This window comes from Streptomyces sp. A5-4 (assembly GCF_051131715.1).
GTDB lineage: Bacteria > Actinomycetota > Actinomycetes > Streptomycetales > Streptomycetaceae > Streptomyces.
The window spans coordinates 5,657,477-5,681,604 of record NZ_CP178591.1; the positions used below are offsets into that span (position 1 = coordinate 5,657,477).

16 protein-coding genes and 1 pseudogene are annotated in these 24,128 nt (G+C 69.5%); 9 read left to right on the plus strand and 8 right to left on the minus strand.

What is annotated here, in order from left to right; translation table 11 throughout:
- Window positions 1-95: 95 nt before the first annotated feature.
- Entirely contained in the window at window positions 96-524 is a 429-nt protein-coding gene (locus ACLLJJ_RS26565; RefSeq protein WP_434600530.1) for an ATP-binding protein, read from the plus strand.
- 188 nt (window positions 525-712) lie between these two features.
- Window positions 713-3,217 carry a SpoIIE family protein phosphatase gene (locus ACLLJJ_RS26570; protein WP_434600531.1) on the plus strand — a complete coding sequence of 835 codons (2,505 nt, stop codon included), beginning with the start codon at window positions 713-715 and terminating at the stop codon, window positions 3,215-3,217.
- Window positions 3,218-3,245: 28 nt separating this feature from the next.
- On the opposite strand, the gene ACLLJJ_RS26575 is transcribed toward ACLLJJ_RS26570, so the two are convergent.
- Together ACLLJJ_RS26575 and ACLLJJ_RS26580 are read right to left on the minus strand one after the other, a co-directional pair.
- Window positions 3,246-3,956: a PspA/IM30 family protein gene (locus ACLLJJ_RS26575; protein WP_434596007.1), complete on the minus strand. Its 711-nt coding sequence runs from the start codon at window positions 3,954-3,956 to the stop codon at window positions 3,246-3,248.
- A 100-nt stretch (window positions 3,957-4,056) separates the two neighbouring features.
- On the minus strand, window positions 4,057-6,111 hold the full coding sequence (locus ACLLJJ_RS26580; RefSeq protein ID WP_434600532.1) for a TPM domain-containing protein: 2,055 nt from the start codon (window positions 6,109-6,111) through the stop codon (window positions 4,057-4,059).
- 157 nt (window positions 6,112-6,268) lie between these two features.
- Between ACLLJJ_RS26580 and ACLLJJ_RS26585 the strand changes: the two genes are divergently transcribed.
- Window positions 6,269-7,309, plus strand: coding sequence for a hypothetical protein (locus tag ACLLJJ_RS26585; RefSeq protein WP_434596009.1), 1,041 nt, complete (start codon window positions 6,269-6,271; stop codon window positions 7,307-7,309).
- A 58-nt stretch (window positions 7,310-7,367) separates the two neighbouring features.
- Here the strand turns inward: ACLLJJ_RS26585 and ACLLJJ_RS26590 are convergent.
- The 6 genes and pseudogenes from ACLLJJ_RS26590 to ACLLJJ_RS26615 form a co-directional block, all read right to left on the minus strand.
- A pseudogene (locus tag ACLLJJ_RS26590) lies at window positions 7,368-8,236 on the minus strand (glucoamylase family protein).
- A gap of 162 nt (window positions 8,237-8,398) precedes the next feature.
- Window positions 8,399-9,316, minus strand: a complete 918-nt coding sequence (locus ACLLJJ_RS26595; protein WP_434596011.1) for an arylamine N-acetyltransferase family protein — start codon at window positions 9,314-9,316, stop codon at window positions 8,399-8,401.
- Window positions 9,317-9,393: 77 nt separating this feature from the next.
- Window positions 9,394-10,164: a succinate dehydrogenase/fumarate reductase iron-sulfur subunit gene (locus tag ACLLJJ_RS26600; RefSeq protein ID WP_434596013.1), complete on the minus strand. Its 771-nt coding sequence runs from the start codon at window positions 10,162-10,164 to the stop codon at window positions 9,394-9,396.
- Entirely contained in the window at window positions 10,161-12,107 is a 1,947-nt protein-coding gene (locus ACLLJJ_RS26605; RefSeq protein WP_434596015.1) for a fumarate reductase/succinate dehydrogenase flavoprotein subunit, read from the minus strand. Before ACLLJJ_RS26605 ends, ACLLJJ_RS26600 begins: the two co-directional genes overlap by 4 nt.
- 16 nt (window positions 12,108-12,123) lie before the next feature.
- On the minus strand, window positions 12,124-12,942 hold the full coding sequence (locus ACLLJJ_RS26610; RefSeq protein ID WP_434596017.1) for a hypothetical protein: 819 nt from the start codon (window positions 12,940-12,942) through the stop codon (window positions 12,124-12,126).
- 61 nt (window positions 12,943-13,003) lie between these two features.
- The gene (locus tag ACLLJJ_RS26615; protein ID WP_283521217.1) at window positions 13,004-13,297 is read right to left on the minus strand and encodes a hypothetical protein; all 294 of its coding nucleotides are present in this window, start codon (window positions 13,295-13,297) and stop codon (window positions 13,004-13,006) included.
- Window positions 13,298-13,704: 407 nt separating this feature from the next.
- On the opposite strand from ACLLJJ_RS26615, the gene ACLLJJ_RS26620 reads away from it, so the two are divergent.
- The 6 genes from ACLLJJ_RS26620 (at window position 13,705) to ACLLJJ_RS26645 (ending at window position 24,128) form a co-directional block, all read left to right on the plus strand.
- Entirely contained in the window at window positions 13,705-16,104 is a 2,400-nt protein-coding gene (locus tag ACLLJJ_RS26620; protein ID WP_434596019.1) for an ABC transporter family substrate-binding protein, read from the plus strand.
- Window positions 16,105-16,438: 334 nt separating this feature from the next.
- Window positions 16,439-18,310: a translational GTPase TypA gene (typA, locus tag ACLLJJ_RS26625; protein ID WP_434596021.1), complete on the plus strand. Its 1,872-nt coding sequence runs from the start codon at window positions 16,439-16,441 to the stop codon at window positions 18,308-18,310.
- 706 nt (window positions 18,311-19,016) lie between these two features.
- Window positions 19,017-20,051, plus strand: a complete 1,035-nt coding sequence (locus ACLLJJ_RS26630; protein ID WP_434596023.1) for an ABC transporter permease — start codon at window positions 19,017-19,019, stop codon at window positions 20,049-20,051.
- Window positions 20,052-20,154: 103 nt separating this feature from the next.
- Window positions 20,155-21,954, plus strand: a complete 1,800-nt coding sequence (locus tag ACLLJJ_RS26635) for an ABC transporter substrate-binding protein (protein ID WP_434596025.1) — start codon at window positions 20,155-20,157, stop codon at window positions 21,952-21,954.
- Window positions 21,955-22,075: 121 nt separating this feature from the next.
- Window positions 22,076-23,053: an ABC transporter permease gene (locus ACLLJJ_RS26640; protein WP_434596027.1), complete on the plus strand. Its 978-nt coding sequence runs from the start codon at window positions 22,076-22,078 to the stop codon at window positions 23,051-23,053.
- A 10-nt stretch (window positions 23,054-23,063) separates the two neighbouring features.
- A complete protein-coding gene (locus tag ACLLJJ_RS26645; RefSeq protein ID WP_434596029.1) occupies window positions 23,064-24,128 on the plus strand; it encodes an ABC transporter ATP-binding protein in 1,065 nt (354 codons plus the stop codon).

The following is a 24,128-nucleotide window of genomic DNA, read 5'->3' on the forward strand; positions in this document are numbered from 1 at the left end:
CATTACGGGGATTAACTCGGACCGTATATCGGGTATGTGCTGATTAACCCCCCGAAAAAGGACGCGGGCCGCGCTGTTTGTCTGGGATCTGGGATGTGGTCGGCGTGATCGACACCGAAGGCGACTGCGCCGAGTGGACCTTCCCTGCCGCGGCCAATGTCGTACGTACCGCGCGCCATGCCGTCCGTGACGCGCTGCGCGCCTGGGGTCTGCTGGACGCGGTCGGCGATATGACCGTTCTGTTGGTCAGCGAACTGGTGACCAATTCTTTGCGGTACGCATCGGGCCCCATCGGCGTCCGGTTGGTGCGGTGCCATCCGGCCGGACTCCCTCCCGCCACCGGACGCGTCCTGTTGGTCGAAGTGTCGGATCCCCTCCCGGATCCGCCGCTCGCGCGCGTCGCGGGCCCCGATGACGAGGGAGGACGTGGGATGCAGCTGGTGGCCCGCTCCGCGCTGCGGTGGGGCACACGTCACGGCAGAACGGGCAAGACGGTGTGGTTCGAGCTGGCCCTGCCTGGTTAGAAGAGTGAAGGGACAACGATCACCGCACGGCCGCCTTTCCGGCCGAAAAGGAACGAGTCCGTGCTGTGATCGTGAACGCCGTGACGCTCGGGCCCGTAGTGCTGAATACTGCGGGAAGGACCGGTCCGGTGCGTGGAGCTGGAGGGGACGGTCGCGTGAACGAGATAGCAGCGGCGGCGAGCGAAGCCATGTGGCAGAGCAGCCCGCCCGGCTCGATCTATGACTACATCAAGGTCGCGTCCTTCTCGATCGGCCCCGACGGGCTCGTCGAGCAGTGGAGCAGGCGGGCCGAGGAGCTGTTCGGCCTGGCCGCACGCGATGTGGTGGGCAAGGATCCGGTCGAGGCGTTCATGCCGGCCGAGGTGCGCATGCGCGGCCACCGCGAGGTCGCCGAGATTCTCGACGGCAAGGAATGGACCGGTCTCGTTCCGTTCCGGATGCCCGACAGCGGGGGTGCGCACGGGATCGCGGAAATCTATGTGATGCCGAGTGAGACCTCGCACGGCGAGCGGGCCGCGCTGTGCATCGTCGTCGACGTCCGCGCGCTGCGCCGGATCGAAACCGATCTCGCTTCCTCGCAGGCAATTTTCGGCCAATCTCCTTTCGGCTTCCTCCTGTTCGGTACGGATCTCACCGTGCAGCGGGCCAACAAGCGGTTCGCCACCGTCTTCGGCGGCGGCACGGAGGACCACCGGGGCCGCACCGTCCACGACTACCTCTCCCCGCCCGAGGCCGCACGGATGACCGCGTCCCTCCAACGGGTCCTGGAGACCGGCGAGTCCATCACCGACATACAGGTCATCGGCGCCATACCCGGCAGCACGGACCGCAGGCACTGGTCCGTCAACCTCTACCGGGTGCACAGCGGAGCGGGCCGCCCCATCGGCGTCGCCGGCCTCGCCACCGATGTGACCCGCCGCCACACGGCGGCCCGCGAGGCCGCCGACGCCCGGCGCAACCTGGCCCTGCTGAATGAGGCGGGCGCCCGCATCGGCAACTCCCTGGACCTGGAGACCACCGCCCGCGAACTCCTCGACGTGGCCGTCCCCGGCTTCTGCGACCTCGCCTCCGTCGACCTCTACCAGGGCCTGCTGGCCGGCGACGAGGCCCCGCCCGGCCTGGCCGACGGCAGCGCGGAGCTGCGCCGGGTGGCCTTCGCCAGCGCCGTGTCCGACGGCCCGCTGGTCGCCCCGGGCTGCGTCGCCGAGGGTGAGGAGCCGGCGCCGACCGAGGTCGGCTCCGTCCACCGCTACCCGTTCAACTCACCCTGTGCGGGAGCCCTGCGCACCGCCCGCGTCCAGGTGGTGCCCGGCCGGGACGGCAGCCTGATCCAGTCCACGCTCGCCGTGCCGATGGTCGCCCACGACACGGTCGTCGGCCTGGTCCAGTTCTCCCGTACGAAGGGCAGCGAGCCCTTCGGGGAGCACGACCGCACACTCGCCGTCGAGCTCGCCGCCCGCGCCGCCGTCTGTATCGACAACGCACGCCTGTACCGGCGCGAGCACGAGCGGGCCCTGATCCTGCAGCGCAGCCTGCTGCCGCCGGGCGACCCGGAGGCCGCGGGCCTCGACATCGCCTGCCGCTACCTGCCGGGCAACACGGCCACCGAGGTCGGCGGCGACTGGTTCGACGTCATCGAGCTGCCGGGACACCGCACGGCCCTGGTGGTCGGCGACGTGATGGGCCGCGGCCTGCGCGCCGCCGTCGCCATGGGCGAACTGCGCACCGCGGTAAGGACCCTGGCGCTGCTCGACCTGGAGCCCGCCGAGGTGCTCTCGGCGCTCGACGAGATCGCCCGCGGCCTGGGCACCCCCAGCGGCGCCCAGCACGCCTCGCGCGCCACCCACAAGGCACGCGAGGCCGACCTGTCGGAGGTCTACCTCGCGACCTGTGTGTACGCCGTCTACGACCCGGTCACCCGCCGCTGTACGTTCGCCAACGCGGGCCACCTGCCGCCCGTCCTGGTCGAGCCCGGCGAAGAGGCGCTGCTGCTCGACGTACCGCCGGGCATGCCGCTCGGGGTGGGCGGCGAGCCCTTCGAGGAGGTCGAGGTCGAGGTGCCCGAGGGCGCCCTGCTCGCCCTCTACACGGACGGGCTCGTCGAGTCGCGGGACCATCCGCTCGACGAGGGGCTGCGGGCCTTCCGGGCGGCCCTCACCGACCCGGTCCGCCCCCTGGAGGACGTCTGCGACCACGTCCTGAACACGCTCGACACCCGGCACGGCGAGGACGACATCGCCCTGCTGATGGCCCGTATCCAGGGGCTGCCCGCCGAGGCGGTCGGCGACTGGCAGCTGCCGCGGGAGCCGCGCTCGGTGGGCCGGGCGCGCGAGCTGGCGCGCGCGCAGCTGGTCACCTGGCACCTCGAAGCCCTGGTGGACACCACCGAGCTGCTGGTCAGCGAGCTGGTCACCAACGCCCTGCGGTACGGCGAGGGCGAGATCAGGGTCCGGCTGCTGCGCGATCGCACCCTGGTCTGCGAGGTGTGGGACGGCGGCCTGGTCCAGCCGCGCCGGCGACGCGCGCGCGTCACCGACGAGGGCGGGCGCGGGCTGCAACTGGTCGAGCTGCTCAGCGCGGCCTGGGGCTCACGGCGGACCCCGCGCGGCAAGACGGTCTGGTTCGAACTCGCCCTGCCGAACGGCAAGCCGAAGGGCGAGCCGAGCGTGGAGCAGCTGCTGAGCATGTACTAGGCCGACGCGGGCGAGGGGGCCGCCGGCCCTACTTGGCCTTCAGTGCGGCCAGCCGCGCCTCGATCTCCGCGCCGTCGCCGAGGCTGTCCAGCTGCTCGAACTGGGCGTCCAGCGACGAGGCGGCCAGCTCCTGCTTGCCCATCGCCCTGGCCTCCTCGCGGCGCACCTTGTCCTCGAAGCGGCCCAGCTCGCTCGTCGGGTCGAGCACATTGATGTTCTTGACCGCGTCCATCATCTGGTTCTGCGCCTGGGCGGACTTGGCGCGGGCCACCAGCTCGTCGCGCTTGGCCGTGAGCTCGCCGAGCTTGGTCCGCATCTGGTCGAGGCCGGACTTGAGCCGGTCGACGACCTCAGTCTGTGAGGCGATGGTCGGCTCGGCCGTCCGCGCCTCCTTCTCGGACTGCAACTGCCGCTGGAGCGCCACCTTGGCGAGGTTGTCGAAGGTGTCCGCCTCCGCCGCCGAACCGGAGGTGCGCAGCCCGTCGGCCTTCTTGCTGGCGGCGAGTGCCTTGCCGCCCCACTCGCCCGCCGCGGCCACGTCCTCGCTGTGGTCCTGCTCCAGGAGCCGCAGATTGCCGATGGTCGACGCGACGGCCTCCTCGGCCTCGGCGATGTTGTTGGTGTAGTCGCGGATCAGCTGGTCCAGCATCTTCTGCGGGTCCTCGGCCTGGTCGATAAGGGCGTTGATGTTGGCCTTCGCCAGCTGGGTGACTCGGCCGAGGATGGTCTGCTTCGACATGGGACGACTCCTTGTACGGGCCCAAGGGCCTATGGACATGGCGCTGATATGGGCACTGATATGGGCACTGATCGGGCACTGGTACGAGTACTGGTACGGGTCAGAACCGGCCGCCGCCGCCCCTTCGGCCGCGCGTGCCCCCGCCGCCGAAACTGCCGGGCCCGCCGCCCTGGCCGAAGCCGCCCCCGAAACCTCCGCCGCCCCGGCCGCCGCCTCCGCCGCCCAGGATTCCGCCGAGGATGATCCCGCCGAGCACCGCGCCGTTCAGGCCGCCGCCCCCGCCTCCTCCGCCGCGTCCGCCGTACGGGTCGTCGTAGCCCCGTACGTCCTGCTCGGCGAGGCTCTGCGCCTGCCGGGCCAGGCCGTCCGCCTGCTGGGCCTCCGCCAGTGCGGCCTGCGCGTCCGGGGCCGCGGCGGACTGTTCGAGGTGGCGCTGGGCCTCCGCGAGGCGGGTACGGGCCTGGCTGCCCACCGCTCCGCGATGCGTGGTGATGTAGTCGGCGGCGGCCCCGATGGAGGCACGGGCGCCGAGCGTGGCCTGGTCGAGCAGGGCGCGTGCGCGCTGCCCGGCGGACTCGCGCTCCCTCGCCCCCGCCAACGCCTCGTCCAGTGCGCCGTCGGCCTCCTCCACCCGGCGCAGCGCGTCGATGGGGTCGTACCTGCCGGACTGCTCCTCCTGCCGCACGTCGGACACCACGGCCTCCGCGCGGGCGATGCGCCCCTGGAGGTCGGCCGTGGAGGTGCCCTCGCTGCTGCCCTGGAGGAGGCCGCGCGCGTCGGCCAGGTCGGTCTCCGTCTCGGTGAGCGCGCCGGGCAGTTTGCCCGCCGCCTCGGCGAGTTCCCGCGCGCGGCGGTCCACGGCGTCGATGAGGGTGGCCGCCTGGCCGACGGCGCCCTCGGCGGCCCGTACGTACACGGCCGCCCGCCCCGCGTCGCCCGTGTCGAGCGCCTGCCGGGCCTGGTCGAGGCTGCCGGTCACGAAGACGAGCCGGTCCTTGGCCTGTTCGGCGTGGCCGGCGATGGGCGCGGCGGCGGAATCCGCGTAGCGCGTCCGCATCGCGGTCAGCGTGGCCTCCGCGATGCCCACGCGCCCGGTGAGGTCGCGGCCGGCCTCCTCGGTGGCGGCCAGTGCGGCGGGGGCGTTCTTCTCCAGGTCGCGCAGCTGGTCGAAGGCGTCGGACTCGGCGTCGAGGCGACGGTTGGCCTCCGTGCAGCGGGTGATGATCTCTTCCAGCATGTGCCTGCGGGTCTCGTCGTCCTCCGGGTGTGCGTCGTCGAGCTGCTGGCGCAGTCGGAAGGCGGCGGTCAGTTCGCCCTTGGAGTACGCGAGGGCCGCGGCGAAGGGCTGCGCGGCCTCGTCGCCGAACTGGGCCGAGGCGAAGCCCAGTTCCTCCTCGCTGGTGCGTACCGCGTCGTCCGTGTCGACAAGGGTCTGCTTGGCCCGGGAATCGAGCTCGGGCAACGGCGTCGGCGCCTTCGGTTCGGCGGGCCGGCCGCCGGCAGTGGTGCCGGTCGTGCCGCGCCGCTTGCGACGGCTGTACGCGTACGCCGCGACCGCGCCGGCGCCACCGACCGCGATGATCGGCACCGCCAGATCCGCGACGCTGTTCTCACCGCCACTGTCACCACCGGGATCGGCCTCGCCGGGGGTGACGGCGGGCGCGGGGACGGGATCGCCGGCGAGGACCGCGTCGTACCCGTCGGCGGCGCCGATCGCCGCGCCCGCCCAGTCGTTCTCCTTGAGCGCGGGCTCCACGGCCGTCCTGGCGACGTCGGCGAGCTGGGCGTCGGTGAGGCGCGAGTCCTGGTCGACGGAGTAGGCGTACTGCCGGTCGTGGGTGGCCACGGCGAGCAGCACGTCGTCGCGGCCCAGTCCGCTGCGGCCGGCGGTGCTGTCGGCCCAGCTCTGCGCGGACTTCCCGGAGAAGTCACGGACGTAGGCGACGAAGAGCTGAAGGCGGCGGTCGTCGTAGAGCCGGTCCAGGGCGCGCGCGGTGTCGTTCCTGCGGTCGCCCAGCGCGCCCACCTTGTCGGTGATCTGGCCCTCGCGCGACAGGACGACGGGGTCCTCGGCGCGGGCGCCCCGGTCGGCGGGCACCGCGAGCCACCCCGCCGCCAGGACGGACACGGCAAGGAAGGTCCGGGTTCGGCTCAGGGGCGGCGTCACGTTTGCGAGGTTATGTCCGTGCTCCCGAGCCCGCGACCGGAACCGATCACCGTCGTCGGCGCGTCCGTCCCCACGATGTCGTCAAGCATCGGACGGTTGTACGAACGAAGCCCGTCCGGCGCGCATCAACCGAACGGGGAACGGCGTGGGACGCACGGACACCATCAAGAGGCAATGGCGCAGTCCGCGCCTGAAGTGGCCCAGGCGCGTGGCCCTCACGCTGGTGCTGCTGCTCGTCGTCCCGCTGCTCACCGCCGGTGTCTCGCTGCGCCTCAACTACGCGGGCCACTACGAGGACGGCACCCGAACCCGCGGGCGCGACGCGATCTGGCTCGGTCACGCCTGGGTCGACGGCCGCAGGAAGGACGCCGACCTCAGTGCGTTCGCTGCCCGGATCAAGGGCACGGGCATCAAGGACCTGTACGTCCACGCGGGACCTCTGGAGCACAACGGGACGCTGCCCGCGTCGGCGTACCCGCGCGCTCGGTGGCTGGTCGACGCCGTGCACCGCGAGATGCCCGGCGTACGGGTGCAGGCCTGGCTCGGCGACAGGCTGGCCACCGAGGAACCCGACGGGATGCGGCTGGCCGACGCGGGCACCCGGGCCGCGGTGGTGCGCTCGACCGGCCGGATCCTGGACGCGGGCTTCGACGGCGTCCACTTCGACCTGGAGCCGCTGCTCTCCGACGACCGCGACTACCTGTCGCTCCTGGACGACCTGGGTGAGCTGACGAGGGCCCGAGAGGCGCCGCTGTCCGTCGCCGCCCACCAGATCGACCCGCTGCCCGCCCTGCACTCCGTCAACGGCGCGGTCTCCGGCCGGGAGAAGTGGTGGTCGCAGGCGTTCTTCGCCGAAGTGGCCCGCAGGGTCGACCAGATCGCCGTGATGTCGTACGACACCTGGATGCCCCTGGAGAGCATGTACGGCGGTTACGTCGCCCAGCAGACGTCCCTCGCCCTGGAGGCCACGCCCGAGGGGACGGACCTGCTGATGGGGCTGCCGTTCTTCCACGAGGACGACCTCGGGCACCACGAGAACGCCGAGACCGTCGCGGCGGCGGTCCGCGGCGCCAGGCTGGGTCTGGGGCGCACGGACCGCCACCGCAAGCAGTTCGGGTTGGCGCTGTACGTCGACTTCGCGGCGACGGAGGCCGACTGGGCGGCGTACCGCGCAGGCTGGAACTGACCCGGAGCGCGTGAGGCCGCGATGGGTCGGGTCCGCACCGGATCGGGTCCGCACCGGCTCAGATGCTGAAGCGCTCCCTGCCGAGCAGCGGGCGGACCCGGGTGTCGAACCCGCCCGTGCGGAAGGGGCGTTGCAGCAGGCCCGGCCGCAACTCCTGGGCGAGCGCTGCGATGATCATGCCCTGGTCGAGGGCGAGAACGAAGTCGCTGACCCGGCCCGTCACGACGTCGACGGAGTCCCTGAACCCGTAACCGTCGTCGTACGCGCCGAAGTCACGTGCGAGTGCCTTGAGGTTGGCGAGCGCCTCGGTGCGGGCCTGCGGGAGCGCGAGGAAGGAGGCGTGCGGGGTGACGACGCCGTGCGACTCGTACCCCTCCACCCGCATGCCGATCGCGTCCACGCCGTACTCACGGTAGCCGCCGGCCGTCGGCTCGCCGGTGTCGGTCCAGAAGCCGCCGCGCAGCTGGCCGGGGCCCTTCACCGGGTCGGAGGGTCGTACGGCGTGTAGAAGTACGACCAGTCGGCGCCGGCCAGCAGCCTGTCGATGCGCGGGCGCAGCCGGGGGTCGGCGTCGGCGGCGATACGCAGGCCCGTGACCAGCCAGGCGTTGTCGACGGAGGACAGGAAGGGGCGGACGGGGTCGCCGGTGCCCGGCCAGCTGGTGAGCACCGAACCGTCGTACGTGTCGTACCAGTTGAGCCAGAATCCGTGGTGGCGCTCCAGCTGTTCCACCGCTCGCACGGTGTGCTCCAGGCGGCGGTGCATGGTGGCGTGGTCGATGACGCCGAGTCCGGCCGCCGCGGCGGTGGACCACAGGCCGCAGCCGATGTTGGTCGGCGAGGTGTTCCGCGAGGGGACGGGCCGGCCGGGGGTCGACAGGTCGGTCTTGTCGGCGGTGAGCCCGAAGCCAGTCGTCATCGCCCGCATCGAGCGGTACGTGTCACGGAACCAGGTGTGCAGCAGCGAGGTGTCGGCGGCCCGCGGTCGGGCGGCCGGTCGGGCCGAAGCGGCGGGCGCCCCGGCGGCCCCCAGGGACAGGACGGCGGCCCCGGCGGCGGCGCTCGGGCCGAGCTGCTCCGGCGGCGGTCGTCAGGACAGCTTGGCCACCAGCAGTTCGGCGTCGGCGTCGGACGGCTCGATCCCGAAGACGTCGGCCAGCGCCTTGGGCACCTCGGCCGCCTCCAGCTCCCGCACCTCGGGCGGGCCGCCGGCGGCGGGCCTGATGGTGGTCAGCGTGCGGTCGTCCAGCACATGCAGCCGGTCGGGGAAGACGCGCTGCACGAAGAGTCGGCCGGTGAAGGGGGAGTGGGAGCTCGTCGCGATGAAGTGGTTCGCCAGGGAGTAGTCGGCGGGGTACTGCCGGTTGAGCGTGAAGGTGTGCCGTGGCTGCCAGCCGCCACCGGCCACGCCCCCACCGCCGCCCGTGGCCGGCTCGTACAGCGTCCACCCGTCCGCGCCCGGGGTGATCTCCTCGCGCCGCAGCAGGTACGACCACACGCTCCGCGCGTCCGTCGCCTCGGTCCTGTCGGTGATCTCGATCGGCTCCAGCGGGCTCGCCCCGAATCCGACGTCGCACAGCCAGCGCCGCCCGTCGAGCTCGATCACCAGCATCGCGTGGGTGGCGGGCAGGATCTTGCCGGGCCCGACATGGATGCGGCCCTGGATGCCGAAGAAGTCGAAGCCGAGGCGTTCGAGGGCCGCCGCGTAGAGCGAGACGTGCTCGAAGCAGTAGCCGCCGCGCGGGTTGCCGATCATCTTGGCCTGGAGCGCGCCGAGGCCGAGCGGGACGTCGCCGCGCAGGAACGCGTCCAGGTTCTCCCAGCGCACCGACAGCACGTGCGCCCGGTGCAGGGCGCGCAGTGTCTCCAGGGTGGGCGCGCGGTCGCCCTCGTACCCCAGCTGTGCCAGATAGGCGTCCAGATCGAGTGCGTCGCCGTTCCACATGCCGAAAGTCCCCGTCCCGTCGCGCTGGACATCAAAGTCGATGCGATGCGACAGGTGCAGCAACGACGCGCACCACGATTATTCCGTCACGCGCGGCCCCTCACGCGGGTCCCTCACCCGGGTCCCTCACGCGCGGTCCCTCACTCGGTCCGGCGGCGGATCTTGTTCCCCAGCCAGACCAGCGGGTCGTACTTCCGGTCCACCGTCCGTTCCTTCAGCGGGATCAACGCGTTGTCGGTGATCTTGATGTTCTCCGGGCAGACCTCGGAGCAGCACTTGGTGATGTTGCAGTAGCCCAGCCCGTGCTCCTCCTGGGCGGTCCGCTTGCGGTCGAGGCCCGACTCGGCGGCGGCGTCCAATGGGTGCATGTCCAGCTCCGCGACCCGCATCAAAAAGCGGGGGCCGGCGAAGGACGCCTTGTTCTCCTCGTGGTCGCGCACCACATGGCAGGTGTCCTGGCACAGGAAGCACTCGATGCACTTGCGGAACTCCTGCGAGCGCTCCACATCCACCTGCTGCATCCGGTACTCGCCCGCCCCGACCCCCGGCGGTGGTACGAAGGAGGGCACCTCCCGCGCCTTCGTGTAGTTGAAGGACACATCCGTCACCAGGTCGCGGACCAAGGGGAAGGCCCGCAGCGGAGTCACGGTGATGGTCTCCTCGGACGAGAAGACCGACATCCGCGTCATGCACAGCAGCCGGGGCCGGCCGTTGATCTCCGCACTGCACGAACCGCACTTGCCCGCCTTGCAGTTCCAGCGGACGGCGAGGTCGGAGGCCTGGGTCGCCTGGATCCGGTGAATGATGTCCAGGACGACCTCGCCGTCGTTCACCTCGACGGTGAAGTCCTTGAGCCCCCCGCCGTCCGTATCGCCCCGCCAGACCTTGAAGTTGGCCTTGTACGACGTCACTCGTGCAGCTCCTCTTCGGCGAGGTACTTGACCAGCTCTTCCTTCTCGAAGAGGGCGAGCAGGTCGGGTCGGATGGGTACGGTGCTCTCCCGGTGGAGCGAGATCTGCCCCTGTGTCGGATCGACGTTCACCAACTCATGTGCCACGGGCGCCAGTTGGCAGAGCAGATTGACCCGCCGCCACTCCCGCTCCATGGCCGGGCAGTCCTCCCGGGTGTGGCCGCCCCGGCTCTCGGTGCGCTCCAGGGCCGCGCGCGCGACGCACTCGCTGACCAGCAGCATGTTCCGCAGGTCGAGGGCCAGGTGCCAGCCGGGGTTGAACTGCCGGTGCCCCTCGACCCCGGCCCGCCGGGCCCGTACGCGCAGATCGGCCAGCTTCTCCAGCGCCTGTTCCATCTCCGGCGCCCGCCGGATGATGCCGACCAGGTCGTTCATCGTCTGCTGGAGTTCCTGGTGGAGGCTGTACGGGTTCTCCGGCGGGCGCCCGTTCTCCTCGCCGGGGCCGGGGCCCTCCGCGCTGAAGGGGCGCAGCGCCTCCGCGGCGGCCGTGTCGATCTGGACCGGGTCCACCGCCGGCCGGGCGCCGGTCGCGAAGCCGGTGGCGTACTGGGCCGCGTGCTGTCCGGCGCGCCGCCCGAAGACCAGCAGGTCGGACAGGGAGTTGCCGCCGAGCCGGTTGGAGCCGTGCATGCCGCCGGCCACCTCGCCCGCCGCGAACAGGCCCGGGACGCCACGGGTCGCCGCGCTGTCGGACTCGACCGCGATGCCGCCCATCACGTAGTGGCAGGTCGGGCCCACCTCCATGGCCTCCGCGGTGATGTCGACGTCCGCGAGTTCCTTGAACTGGTGGTACATGGACGGCAGTCGGCGCCGGATCGTCTCGGCGGGCATGCGCGTCGACACGTCGAGGAACACCCCGCCGTGCGGCGAGCCGCGGCCCGCCTTCACCTCGGAGTTGATGGCGCGGGCGACCTCGTCGCGGGGGAGCAGCTCGGGGGGACGCCGGTTGTTGTCCGGGTCCTCGTACCAGCGGTCGCCCTCCTCCTCGGACTGCGCGTACTTCTCCTTGAAGACATCGGGGACGTAGTCGAACATGAAGCGCTTGCCCTCGGAGTTGCGCAGCACCCCGCCGTCGCCGCGTACCGACTCGGTGACGAGGATGCCCTTCACCGAGGGCGGCCAGACCATGCCCGTGGGGTGGAACTGCACGAACTCCATGTTGAGGAGCGGGGCGCCCGCGAGCAGCGCCAGCGCGTGCCCGTCGCCGGTGTACTCCCACGAGTTCGACGTCACCTTGAAGGACTTGCCGATGCCGCCGGTGGCAAGGACCACGGCCGGGGCCTCAAGGACGAAGAAGCGGCCGGACTCGCGCTCGTAACAGAACGTCCCCGAGACCCGCTCGTCCTCCTTCAGGACCCTGGTGACCGTGCACTCCTGGAAGACCTTCAACCGGGCTTCGTAGTCGCCGAATTCACGGAAGTCCTCCTGCTGGAGGGAGACGATCTTCTGCTGGAGCGTGCGGATCAGCTCCAGGCCGGTCCGGTCGCCGACGTGGGCGAGCCGCGGGTACTCGTGTCCGCCGAAGTTGCGCTGGGAGATCTTGCCCTCGGGCGTACGGTCGAAGAGCGCGCCCCAGGTCTCCAGCTCCCAGACCCGGTCGGGCGCCTCCTGCGCGTGCAGCTCCGCCATCCGCCACTGGTTGAGGAACTTGCCGCCGCGCATGGTGTCGCGGAAGTGCACCTGCCAGTTGTCCCCGGAGTTCACATTGCCCATGGACGCGGCGATGCCGCCCTCGGCCATCACCGTGTGGGCCTTGCCGAAGAGGGACTTGCAGATCACGGCGGTACGGGCGCCGCGTTCGCGCGCCTCGATGGCGGCGCGCAGCCCCGCTCCGCCCGCGCCGACCACGACGACGTCCCACTCCTGCCGTTCGAGTTGCGTCATCAAAAGGCCCTCACCGTTAGAAGAAGCGCGGATCGTCGAAGGCGCCGGACGCCACGAGATAGACGTAGAAGTCGGCCAGCGCGACGCTGATCAACGAGGCCCACGCGAGACCCATGTGATGCGCGTTCAGCTTGCTGACCCACCCCCACATCCGGTAGCGCACCGGGTGCTTGGAGAAGTGCTTGAGCTTCCCGCCGACGATGTGTCGGCAGGAGTGGCAGGAGAAGGTGTACGCCCAGATCAGCGCGATGTTGACCAGGAAGATCAGCGTTCCGAGTCCCATGTGGCCCCACGCGTAGTGCTCGTCGCGGAAGGCGAGCACGGTGTCGTACGTGAGGATGCCCGCGACCGGCACGGCGGCGTAGAAGAAGTAACGGTGGATGTTCTGCATGACCAGCGGGAAGCGGGTCTCACCGGTGTACTTCTTGTGCGGCTCGGCGACGGCGCAGGCCGGGGGAGACGCCCAGAAGCCCCGGTAGTAGGCCTTGCGGTAGTAGTAGCAGGTCAGCCGGAAGCCGAGCGGGAAGATCAGGATCAGCAGCGCGGGGGACAGGCCCCACCAGGATCCGAGGATGTCCCAGTTGGGGCCGCCCTTCATCGGTGCGCAGTTCTCCGCCAGGCACGGGGAGTAGAAGGGCGAGACGTACGGCGCGGCGTAGTAGTCGGCGTTCGAGAAGGCTCGCCAGGTCGAGTAGACGATGAAGGCGAACAGTCCGGCCGCGGTCGCGGCCGGCGCCAGCCACCAGCGGTCGGTACGCAGATGGCGGGGCGCGATGGCGGCGCGCGACGCGCCGTGTACGCCCGTGGAGGCTTGAGGTTCTGTGCCAGTGGCCAACGAGGACTCCATGGGGAGCGGGCAGTCGGGGCAGGGAGTGGTCGGGCGGACGGTGCCGGGGTTACGGCGCGTGCCGGTCGCGGGCGCCCAGACCCTCGTCGTCGGTGTCCGTCCACAGTGAGCTGTCGTACGGGGCGTCGGGGATGGTCACCAGGTCCGGGCGTGGCCGGGGCTGCTGGAGGGTGGGAGCGGCCTCGCTGAGCAGGGCGAGGCTTTCGCGCAGATGGTCCGCGTCCGTGCGTACGCGCCTGATCTCCAGGCCGCTGCCGCCGATCTCCTGCTCCAGTCGGGCGAGCGACCTGGCCAGGTCGTCCACGCAGCGTCGGATGGCCGTCAACTCGTCTTGCAGGGACATGTGTTGCCCTCACTTCCGCGGTGGCGGGGCGGGTGGCGGGTGGCATGCGGGATCGGGGGTCGCGCCCCCGGGCTCCGTGTGCGCCTGAGAGTGTCGCGCGTCACATCCCCCCTTGTGAAGAGATCTGCGGGGATTCCTGGAGTGCGCGCCTCCGTGCGCGCCCCCTTGGCCGGTCCGCGTCGGGTCTTCGGCCGGTCCGTATCGGTCCTCGGGCGTCGCGCGCCCGTCTTCGTTGGGCCGCACGGGTGGGCTTGGGGCGCTCTGTCGCCGTGTCGGCGGCTTCTCTCGCGCGAGGTCCTTTTCAGTGAGGGGGCAATAGATGTGATCAGCTGCATATGCCGCCAAATGTGAAAAACCGGGTTCATTCCGACAGGGAGTGGGCCGGGCCGGCCCTGGAGGTACCTGCCATGTCCCACGTCGGCGTCCCACGCGGGAAGGCATCCCGCTGCACGCCCCAGCGAAACCGCCGCTCCCTCGCGCTCCTGACCACCGGCGTGCTCGCACTGCCCGTGCTGGCCGGATGCAGCGCGGGCGACGAGGAGGCCCAGGCGGTGACGGCCGCTCAGGACGTCGCCCCGGCCGAACGGGAGCTGGTCGCCGACGGCGGCTCGGTGCGCTGGGCCGTGGACACGATGCCCGCCACCCTCAACGCCTTCCAGGCCGACGCGGACGCCACCACCACGCGGATCGCCGGCGCCGTGCTCCCCTCGCTCTTCACCCTCGACCAGCGCGGCAGGCCGCAGCGCAACGCCGACTACCTGGAGTCCGCCGAGGTCGTCGAGCGCGAGCCCAAGCAGGTGGTGCTCTACAAGCTCAACCAGCAGGCGGTGTGGAGCGACGGCCGGGAGATCGGCGCACCCGACTTCGTGGCCCAGTGGCGCGCGCTGAGCGGCAAGGACACCGCGTACTGGACGGCCCGTAACGCCGGCTACGAGCGCATCGAGAAGATCGAGCGCGGCGCCAACGACCTCGAAGTCAAGGTCACCTTCCGCAAGCCCTACGCGGACTGGCGTGCGCTCTTCACCCCGCTGTACCCGAAGGACGTGATGGGCAGCCCCGACTCGTTCAACGACGGGGCCCGCGGCAAGCTCAAGGTCACGGCGGGCCCGTTCGCGCTCAAGGAGCTGGACCGCGCGGACGGCAGGGCCACGCTCGCACGCAGCCCCCGCTGGTGGGGGCAGCCCGCCAAGCTGGACTCACTGGTGCTGCGCGCGGTGCCGAGCGACAAGCGCACCGCGGCCCTGGCCGCCGGCAAGCTCGACATCGCCGAGATCGGCCGCAGCGCGGTGGACCGCGTCACCCTGGCCGCCAAGGACGCGAAGGCCGCGAAGGGGCAGCAGCTCAACCACGGCCCCGGCGCGACGGTCACCCCCGCCTCCGCGCTCAGATCCTGGGCCCTCGCGAACGGCTCGTCGGACGAGAAGGCCGAGGTCGAGCAGGAGATCCGGGAGAAGAGCAGCAGGGCGGTGAAAAAGTACGCCGACGAGCAGGCCGCGCTGCGCGGCTTCGCCATCCGCAAGTCGCTGGAGCCCGCCTACACGCAGCTCGCGCTGAACGGCACGTCCGGTCCGCTCACCGACGACCGGGTGCGCCGCGCGGTGGCCCGCGCGCTTGACCGCCAGGAGCTGGCCGAGGCCGTGCTCAAGCCGCTGGGCCTGCCCGCCGAGCCGCTCGGCAGCCACCTCGCGCTGGCCGGCCAGCAGGCGTACGCCGACAGCAGCGGCGCGCTGGGCAAGCAGGACACCCAGGCCGCGCAGGCGCTGCTCGCCGACGCGGGCTGGACACCGGGCGGGGCGAACGAGAGGCCCGACGGGACGAAGGCGGGCAGCAAGCCCGACAGCAAGAAGGGTGCGGGGAAGAAGGGGGACAAGGCCGAGCAGGGCGACGCGTCCGACGACGGCGGTTACATCGTCGGCGACGAGGGCGAGGAGAACGACGACGGCGACTCGAAGCCGGGCGACGGCGGCTACGGCTCGGAGTCCGGCCGCTACGTCCTGGCCCCGGCCCGGATCGCGGCGCTCCAGGGCGAGGTGCTGTTCCAGCAGGCCTCGTCGCTGGACACCGGGAAGTCGGACGCCGAGGACTCGGGCAGCAAGAAGTCCGAGGGGAAGAAGTCCGACGGGAAATCGGACTCCGGCATCAGTACCAACGCCAACGCCAAGGCGAAGTCCAACGAGAAGGGCAAGGGCGGCGTCGCGGGCGCCTACGCCCCGCGCGGCACCGCCGCCCCCGCCGTCGTGGGCGGTCCGCTCGGCAAGGACGGCAAGGCGCTGACGCTGCGCTTCGTCCTGCCGTCGGGCCCCGGCTCCGAGCCGCTGCGCACGGTCGGCGACAAGATCTCGCGGATGCTGGAGGGCATCGGCGTACGTACGGAGATGATCAAGGTCTCCGACGCCAGCTACTTCAAGGACCACATCGCCGCCGGCGACTACGACCTCGCGCTCTACTCCTGGCCCGCCACGGCCTACCCGGCGACCGACGCCCGCCCGATCTTCGCCAAGCCGGAGCCCGCGGCGGACGGCTCGCTCCAGGTCGAGCAGAACTACACCCGGGTCGGCACGGATCATATCGATCAACTGTTCGACCAGGCGGCGGGTGAGCTGGACGACGAGGAGGCCCGTGATCTGGTGCGGCGCGCCGATGCCCGGATCTGGGCCGCGGCCGGCTCCATCCCGCTCTTCCAGCGCCCCGAGCTGGTCGCGATCAAGCCGAACCTCGTCAACGCGGGCGCCTTCGGGCTGGCGGCCCCGCGTTACCAGGACATTGGATTCAAGAAGGCGCAAACCGCCAAGTCCAAGAAGAAGTAGCAGGTCAGAACCCTCAGGATTGGCTCAATTCCCTTGCCCGTCGGCGCCCCCGGCGGGCAAGGTCGCGCCATCCCACGACCCGGGCCACGATCCGCACCCCGCACGGCTCTGACTGATGCGTCACACTGCCCCTGAGATGGCCCCGGAGCCCGTTCCCGGGGGCCCTTCGGCCCCTCCCGAGCCCCTGCGAACCCCGGTTTCCCTTGCCCGGGAAGCCCGCGCGGCAGTAGCCCCGTACCATGGGGGAAGCCGTGGCGCGTCCGCCCGGCGGGCGTATGAGGACCGAACCGATGACGACGCCCGATCCCACGATCGAGAGAAGCGCAAGTCTCCTATGCCCACGCGCCACGACATCCGTAACGTAGCCATCGTCGCCCACGTCGACCACGGCAAGACCACTCTGGTCGACGCCATGCTCAAGCAGGCGGGCGCCTTCGCCGCGCACGCCGCCGAGCACCTCGACGACCGCATGATGGACTCGAACGACCTGGAGCGTGAGAAGGGCATCACGATCCTGGCCAAGAACACCTCGGTCAAGTACCACCCGAAGGACGGCGGCGCCGTCGTCAACATCAACATCATCGACACCCCCGGCCACGCCGACTTCGGTGGTGAGGTCGAGCGCGGCCTGTCGATGGTGGACGCGGTCGTCCTGCTGGTCGACGCTTCCGAGGGCCCGCTGCCGCAGACGCGCTTCGTGCTCCGCAAGGCGCTCCAGGCGAAGATGCCCGTCATCCTCTGCATCAACAAGACGGACCGCCCCGACTCCCGGATCGACGAGGTCGTCAACGAGACGTACGACCTGTTCCTGGACCTGGACGCGGACGAGGAGCAGATCGAGTTCCCGATCGTCTACGCCTGTGCGCGTGACGGTGTGGCGTCGCTGACCAAGCCCGCGGACGGCACCGTCCCGCCGGACAGCGAGAACCTCGAGCCGTTCTTCAACACGATCCTGTCGCACGTCCCGGCCCCCGAGTACATCGAGGACGCGCCGCTCCAGGCGCACGTCACCAACCTCGACGCGGACAACTTCCTCGGCCGTATCGCGCTCTGCCGCGTCGAGCAGGGCGAGCTGAAGAAGGGCCAGACCGTCGCGTGGATCAAGCGCGACGGCACGATCGCGAACGTCCGCATCACCGAGCTGATGATGACCGAGGCGCTCACCCGCCGGCCGGCCGAGAAGGCCGGTCCCGGCGACATCTGTGCGGTCGCCGGATTCCCGGACATCATGATCGGCGAGACGCTGGCCGACCCGGCCAACCCGATCGCGCTGCCGCTGATCACGGTCGACGAGCCCGCGATCTCGATGACCATCGGTACGAACACCTCGCCGCTGGTCGGCAAGGGCGGCAAGGGCCACAAGCTCACCTCCCGCATGGTGAAGGACCGCCTGGACAAGGAGCTCGTCGGTAACGTCTCGCTCCGCGTCCTGGACACCGAGCGCCCCGACGCCTGGGAGGTCCAGGGCCGAGGTGAGCTCGCGCTCGCCATCCTGGTCGAGCAGATGCGCCGCGAGGGCTTCGAGCTGACCGTGGGCAAGCCCGTCGTGGTCACCAAGCAGGTCGACGGCAAGCTGCACGAGCCCATCGAGCGCATGACGGTCGACTGCCCCGAGGAGCACCTCGGCGCGATCACCCAGCTCATGGCGACCCGCAAGGGCCGCATGGAGACCATGACGAACCACGGTTCGGGCTGGATCCGCATGGAGTGGATCGTCCCGTCGCGCGGCCTCATCGGCTTCCGTACGGAGTTCCTGACGCAGACCCGCGGCACCGGCATCGCGCACTCGATCTTCGAGGGCCACGAGCCGTGGTTCGGCGAGCTGCGGACCCGTCACAACGGCTCGCTGGTCGCGGACCGCTCCGGCTCGGTGACCCCGTTCGCGATGGTCAACCTGCAGGAGCGCGGTGTCATCTTCCTGGAGGCCGGCACCGAGGTCTACGAGGGCATGATCGTTGGTGAGAACTCGCGCGCCGACGACATGGACGTGAACATCACCAAGGAGAAGAAGCTCACCAACATGCGTGCGGCGGCGGCGGACAACACGGAGAACGTGGTGCCCGCGCGCAAGCTGTCGCTGGAGCAGTCGCTGGAGTTCTGCCGCGACGACGAATGCATCGAGGTGACCCCGGAGACGGTCCGTATCCGCAAGGTCGTCCTGGACCAGAAGGAGCGCGGCCGCACCGCGTCGCGCGCCAAGCGCTGACCCCGCGGGCCGGGCACCCGGCACGCACCGACCGACGGCCCGGTGCGCCACGACGTTCGTGGCGCACCGGGCCGTCGGCATGTCCGGGGCGGTCCAGGTGTGAGGTCTCCCGCAGTTGTACGGCTCGGCGCAACCGAATTTCGCGGATGTCTTGTTCGGTGAGCGGAGAGCCCTGCCCGATAGGTATGTAACAAGTCCGTTTCGCGACCATCTATCGTGTATCTGTTTGTCCAGATTGTGGGAGTTGTGGGTGCGATGTGTGATCGAACCGAGATCAAAACACTGTAGTCGCGGCGTTGCCCATGGCTGATAGTTGAGGCCACAGAGCTCGGGTCAATGGGTTACGCGTCGTTATGTGCGCCGACTCACGAGCATGCAGAGGGTGTTGATCTTCGCCGTCAGGGGTGTCGGCGGAGCGTCGACCCCCTTGCTTGTCAATGAACAAGTGGACTCTTGAGGAGGCACCCATGCGCGGCGCCACAAGCGCCGGGTGGGTCGAGTGGGCGGCTATCGCTGCGCCAACTGCGACTGCTCTCGGCAGTACTGCTGACCGTGGTGGCGACGGCACGGGCGGGCTCAGGCCCCGCCCCGGCGCACATCGCGTGAATCCCGCCGGTGACTTCTCGTCAGGGTCTTCCCGACTCAGGGCACTTCAGGCCGCCCTGAGCCGTCCCACGAATATTCCGAGTGCGGGAGTCTCCGCGTCATGACCAGCTCTACTCCGGCATCAGCGGCCGGTACCAAAGTCCCCGAAGCCGACTCGGAAGCCGCCCTCGACAAAGAGGTCGGCAAGGGATCGGACACGACCGGGCGTACCCCCGGGCAGTTGATGTGGCGACGCTTCAAGCGTGACCGCACCGGCGTCATCTGTGCGTTCATCGTCATCTTCTTCTTCGCGGTCGCGGCCCTCGCGCCGGTGATCTCGGCGCTGTACGGCAAGAATCCGTACACCCTGTACGGGCAGGAGAACATCGAGCTCCTCGACGAGTTCGGTCTGCCCGCCGGGCCGCTGGGCGGCATGTCCGGCGACTTCTGGTTCGGCGTCGAGCCCGACCTCGGCCGCGACGTCTTCACCCAGCTGCTCTACGGCATGCGCACCTCGCTGTACACGGCGCTGGTGGCGACGCTGCTGATGGTGCTCTTCGGCGTGCTGGTCGGTCTGCTCGGCGGATACCTCGGCGGCAAGACGGACTATCTGCTCGGCCGGTTCACGGACTTCCTGCTGGCCTTCCCGAGTCAGCTGTTCTTCATCGCCGCGATGCCCGTGATCGTCTCTGTGTTCGTCAGCCCGAACGAAGAGACTCCTACGTACGTCAGAACTGTGGCGATCATCGGCGTCATGTGGTTCCTGGGCTGGATGGGGCTCTCCCGCCTGGTCCGCGCCTCCGTGCTCTCCCTGCGCGAGCGGGAGTTCATCGAGGCGGCCAAGGTCGCCGGCGCCTCGCCGTGGCGGATCATCCGCAAGGAACTCCTCCCCAACCTGGTGACGCCGATCCTGGTCCAGGGCACCTACATGCTGCCCTCCACCATCCTCTCGGTGGCGTTCCTGTCCTTCGTGGGCGTCGGCTATGTCGAGCCCACCCCGGACTGGGGCCGCATGTTCGCCACCGCGGGCAAGATCTACGAGCAGGACCCGGCGTACATGTTCTACCCCGGTATCGCCATGGTGATCTTCGTCGTGGCCTTCAACCTCCTCGGCGACTCCGTCCGAGACGCCTTCGACCCCAAGTCCGGGCGCTGACGTCCAACTCGGGGAGCGCGGCGGCCAGTTGCGGCGCCAGTTCCGGCCGGCTCGTTCGGCACCACAGTTGGATCACTACTCACAGATAGGTGTGCTCAACCTCATGAGTATCCTCAGTTCACGCGGAACACGCGCGGCGATAGTCGCCGTGGCCGTCGGTTCGCTGGCGCTCACCGGCTGCGGCGGCGGTAACGACAGCTCCGACAAGCCCAAGGGCAAGTCGCAGGACGAAGCCGCCACGCAGGCCAAGGCAGTCGCCTACGGCGACGTCGCGGCCTCCACCGGCCCGGCCAAGGCCGTCGCGGGTGCCAAGCCCGGCGGCACGATCCCGGTCTACCAGGAGAACGACTTCTCCCACCTGGACCCGGCGCAGACCTACGTCAGCGACGGCCGCCTCCTCGGCAACCTCATTCACCGCGGTCTGACCGCGAACAACGAGGACGACAAGGGCGCGGTCACCGTCGTCGGCGACATCGCCACCGACTCGGGCACGAAGTCGGACGGCGGCAAGATCTGGAAGTACACCCTCAAGGACGGGGTGAAGGACGAGAACGGCAAGGCGATCACGTCCGCCGACATCCGTCACACCTTCGAGCGCCAGTACGCGCCGTTCATCACGGACGGCCCGACGTACATCCAGCAGTGGCTGTCGGGCACCGGCACCAAGTACCGCAAGGCGCTGCCGGACGGCCCGTACAAGGGCAAGCACCTCCCGGACAGTGTCCTGGAGACGCCGGACGCGAAGACGATCATCTTCAAGTTCAAGACGCCGCAGCCCGACCTCCCGCAGGCGCTCGCCATGGTCGGCTACTCCATCGTCCCGGAGAAGACGGACACCAAGGAGAAGTACGACACGAAGCCGGTCGCGACCGGTCCGTACAAGATCTCCGACTTCAAGCCGGGCAAGTCGCTCACGCTCGTCAAGAACCCGAACTGGGACCCGAAGACCGACTCGGGCCGCCACCAGTACGTCGACGGCTTCAACATCAGCTTCAACCACGACGACACGGACCAGACGAAGCGCATCCTGGCCGACCGCGGTGAAGCCAAGAACGCCATCATGATGACCGGCCAGGTCGCCACCAGCCAGGTCAAGGCCGTTGTCACGGACCCCAAGGCCAACAAGCGCACGATCTCGGGCTACGCCCCGTACGTGTGGCAGCTGAACATGAACCAGGACCGCATCAAGGACAAGAAGATCCGCGACGCGATCACCTACGCCATGCCGGGCGGTCAGGTCTACCGTCCCGACGGCGGTTCGTACGGCGGTGAGCCGGCCGGTGGCCTGCTGGCCCCGACCGTCCCGGGCTACGAGAAGGGCTACGACCCGTACGGCAAGATCAAGAAGCCGGCCGGTGACATCGCGAAGGCGAAGCAGCTCCTGAAGGAAGCCGGCAAGGAGGGCATGAAGCTCGTCTATGCCTACTCCAACACCCCGGTGCGCCAGCAGCAGTCGGTCATCATCGAGGACGCCCTGACGAAGGCCGGCTTCGACGTCCAGAAGAAGGAAGTCGACAACGCCACCTGGTACGAGCAGATGGGCAAGGTCAAGAACGGCTTTGACGTCTACATGACCGGCTGGGGCCAGGACTGGCCGTCCGCCTCCACCGTCATCCCGCCGTCGTTCGACGGCAAGCAGATCCAGGACGGCGCCTCGAACTACGCGCACGTGAACGACAAGCACGTGAACGCCGAGATCGAGCGCATCCAGAAGATCACGGACCAGGCCGCTGCCACCAAGGAGTGGACGAAGCTGCACAAGTACATCGTGGAGGAGATCAACCCGGCCGCCCCGCTGTACTTCGTCAAGGTGCTTCAGATCCAGGGTTCCAACGTCGGCGGTGCCCGGTACTCCTCGGACACCAGCTACATCGACGTGAAGAACGTCTTCCTGAAGAAGTAACAGCCGCTCAGGCCGTCCTCGGGGGTGTGCGCACGGCGGAGCACACACCCCCGAGGTGGCGGGCCATTCCATACCACCACCCCCTCAGACTCAGCCGCCGTCCTGAGAGCAGCGATCTGCCATGCTTCAATTCCTCTTTCGCCGGACGTTCGGCGCCGTGGTCATCCTGATCCTGATCAGTGCGTTCACGTTCTTCATGTTCTTCGCGATACCGCAGGACCCCGCCATGCTCATGTGTGGCAAGAACTGCACACCGGACGCGCTGGCGGTCATCCACCAGAACCTCGGTCTCGACAAGCCGGTCCCTGTGCAGTACTGGGACTTCGTCGTCGGGATCTTCGCCGGGCGTGACTTCCCGGTCGGCCACTGCGCGGCTCCCTGCTTCGGTGTCTCCTTCGACAACCAGCAGATGGTCTGGGACACGATCATGGACCGCTTCCCCCTCACCGTGTCCCTCACGGTGGGTGGACTCCTGGTCTTCCTGACCTTCGGCCTGGGCGCCGGCATGGTCGCCGCCTGGAAGAAGGGCACTTCCGTCGACAAGGTGTTCTCCACCGCGTCGATCGGCCTCAGCTCCCTCCAGATCTACTTCCTCGGCCCGGTCGTCGTCGGTCTCCTGGTCTACTCGACCGGTTGGCTGGAGGCACCCAAGTACGTCCCGATCACCGAGAGTCCATCGGGCTGGTTCATGGGCCTGCTGATTCCATGGTTCGTCATGTCGGTGATCTTCACGGCGAACTACACCCGTATGTCCCGCTCGACGATGATCGAACAGCTGCAGGAAGAGCATGTGCGCGCGGCTCGCGCCAAGGGGATGTCATCCCGCTTCGTGTTCTTCCGATACGCCTGGCGCGGATCGCTCACCCCGATCGTCACCATCCTCGGCATGGACCTCGCCGCGCTCTTCGGCGGTGCGATGGTCACCGAGATCACCTTCGGTCTCGCCGGAATCGGCCGACTGGCGCGTGACTCGGTCGTCATGAAGGACCTCCCGGTGACGATGGGCGTCATGCTGATCAGTGCCGCCTTCATTCTGCTGTTCAACATCATCGTGGACGCGCTGTACGCACTCATCGACCCGCGCGTGCGGCTGTCCTAGGAGAATGACCGTGACGACACTCACCAAGTCCGGCGAATCCCCGGCAACCACTGATTCGGCCGCCTTCCTCTCGGTACGCGACCTGCGGGTGCAGTTCGCCACCGAGGACGGCGCCGTCAAGGCGGTGGACGGACTCTCCTTCGACCTGGAGCGCGGCAAGACGCTCGGTATCGTCGGCGAGTCCGGCTCGGGCAAGTCGGTCACCAGCCTGTCCGTCCTTGGCCTGCACAACCCGCAGTCGACCACGGTCAGCGGCGAGATCGTGCTGGACGGCCAGGACCTGACGGACAAGTCGGACCGGGAGCTGGAGAAGCTCCGCGGCAACAAGATGGCGATGATCTTCCAGGACGCGCTGACCGCGATGTCGCCGTACTACACGGTCGGCCGTCAGATCGCCGAGCCGTTCGTCAAGCACACCGGCGCCAGCAAGAAGGAAGGCCGCTCGCGGGCCATCCAGATGCTGGAGAAGGTGGGCATCCCGGACGCCAAGTCCCGCGTGGACGACTATCCGCACCAGTTCTCCGGCGGTATGCGTCAGCGCGCGATGATCGCCATGGCACTGGTCTGCGACCCGTCTCTGCTGATCGCCGACGAGCCGACCACGGCTCTCGACGTGACCATTCAGGCGCAGATCCTCGACCTGCTCAAGGACCTGCAGCAGGAGTTCGGCTCGTCGATCATCCTGATCACCCACGACCTGGGCGTCGTCGCGAACATCGCCGACGACCTGCTGGTGATGTACGCCGGCCGGGCCGTGGAGCGCGGTTCGGTGCGCGAGATCCTCAAGCAGCCCCAGCACCCGTACACCTGGGGTCTGCTCGGGTCGATGCCGCGGCTCTCCGCCGATGTGTCCGAGCCCCTGATGCCGATTCCCGGCTCTCCGCCGAGCCTGCTCAACCCGCCCTCGGGCTGCGCGTTCCACCCGCGGTGCACGTTCACCGGCCTGGTGGACGAGAGCGGTAGCTGCGTGACCAAGCGTCCGGAGCTTCCCGATGGGCGCGCGTCCGCCTGCCACCTGACCGGTGAGCAGAAGCAGCAGGTTTTCATTGAGAAGATTCAGCCCCGGCTGGGCTGA

Bases quoted from the DNA above. Each gene is read 5' to 3' on its own strand.
- ACLLJJ_RS26640 (WP_434596027.1), top strand. From the start codon at position 22,076: ATGCTTCAATTCCTCTTTCGCCGGACGTTCGGCGCCGTGGTCATCCTG.
- ACLLJJ_RS26635 (WP_434596025.1), top strand. From the start codon at position 20,155: ATGAGTATCCTCAGTTCACGCGGAACACGCGCGGCGATAGTCGCCGTG.
- ACLLJJ_RS26605 (WP_434596015.1), bottom strand. From the start codon at position 12,107: ATGACGCAACTCGAACGGCAGGAGTGGGACGTCGTCGTGGTCGGCGCG.
- ACLLJJ_RS26630 (WP_434596023.1), top strand. From the start codon at position 19,017: ATGACCAGCTCTACTCCGGCATCAGCGGCCGGTACCAAAGTCCCCGAA.
- ACLLJJ_RS26575 (WP_434596007.1), bottom strand. From the start codon at position 3,956: ATGTCGAAGCAGACCATCCTCGGCCGAGTCACCCAGCTGGCGAAGGCC.
- ACLLJJ_RS26615 (WP_283521217.1), bottom strand. From the start codon at position 13,297: ATGTCCCTGCAAGACGAGTTGACGGCCATCCGACGCTGCGTGGACGAC.
- typA (WP_434596021.1), top strand. From the start codon at position 16,439: ATGCCCACGCGCCACGACATCCGTAACGTAGCCATCGTCGCCCACGTC.
- ACLLJJ_RS26620 (WP_434596019.1), top strand. From the start codon at position 13,705: ATGTCCCACGTCGGCGTCCCACGCGGGAAGGCATCCCGCTGCACGCCC.
- ACLLJJ_RS26570 (WP_434600531.1), top strand. From the start codon at position 713: ATGTGGCAGAGCAGCCCGCCCGGCTCGATCTATGACTACATCAAGGTC.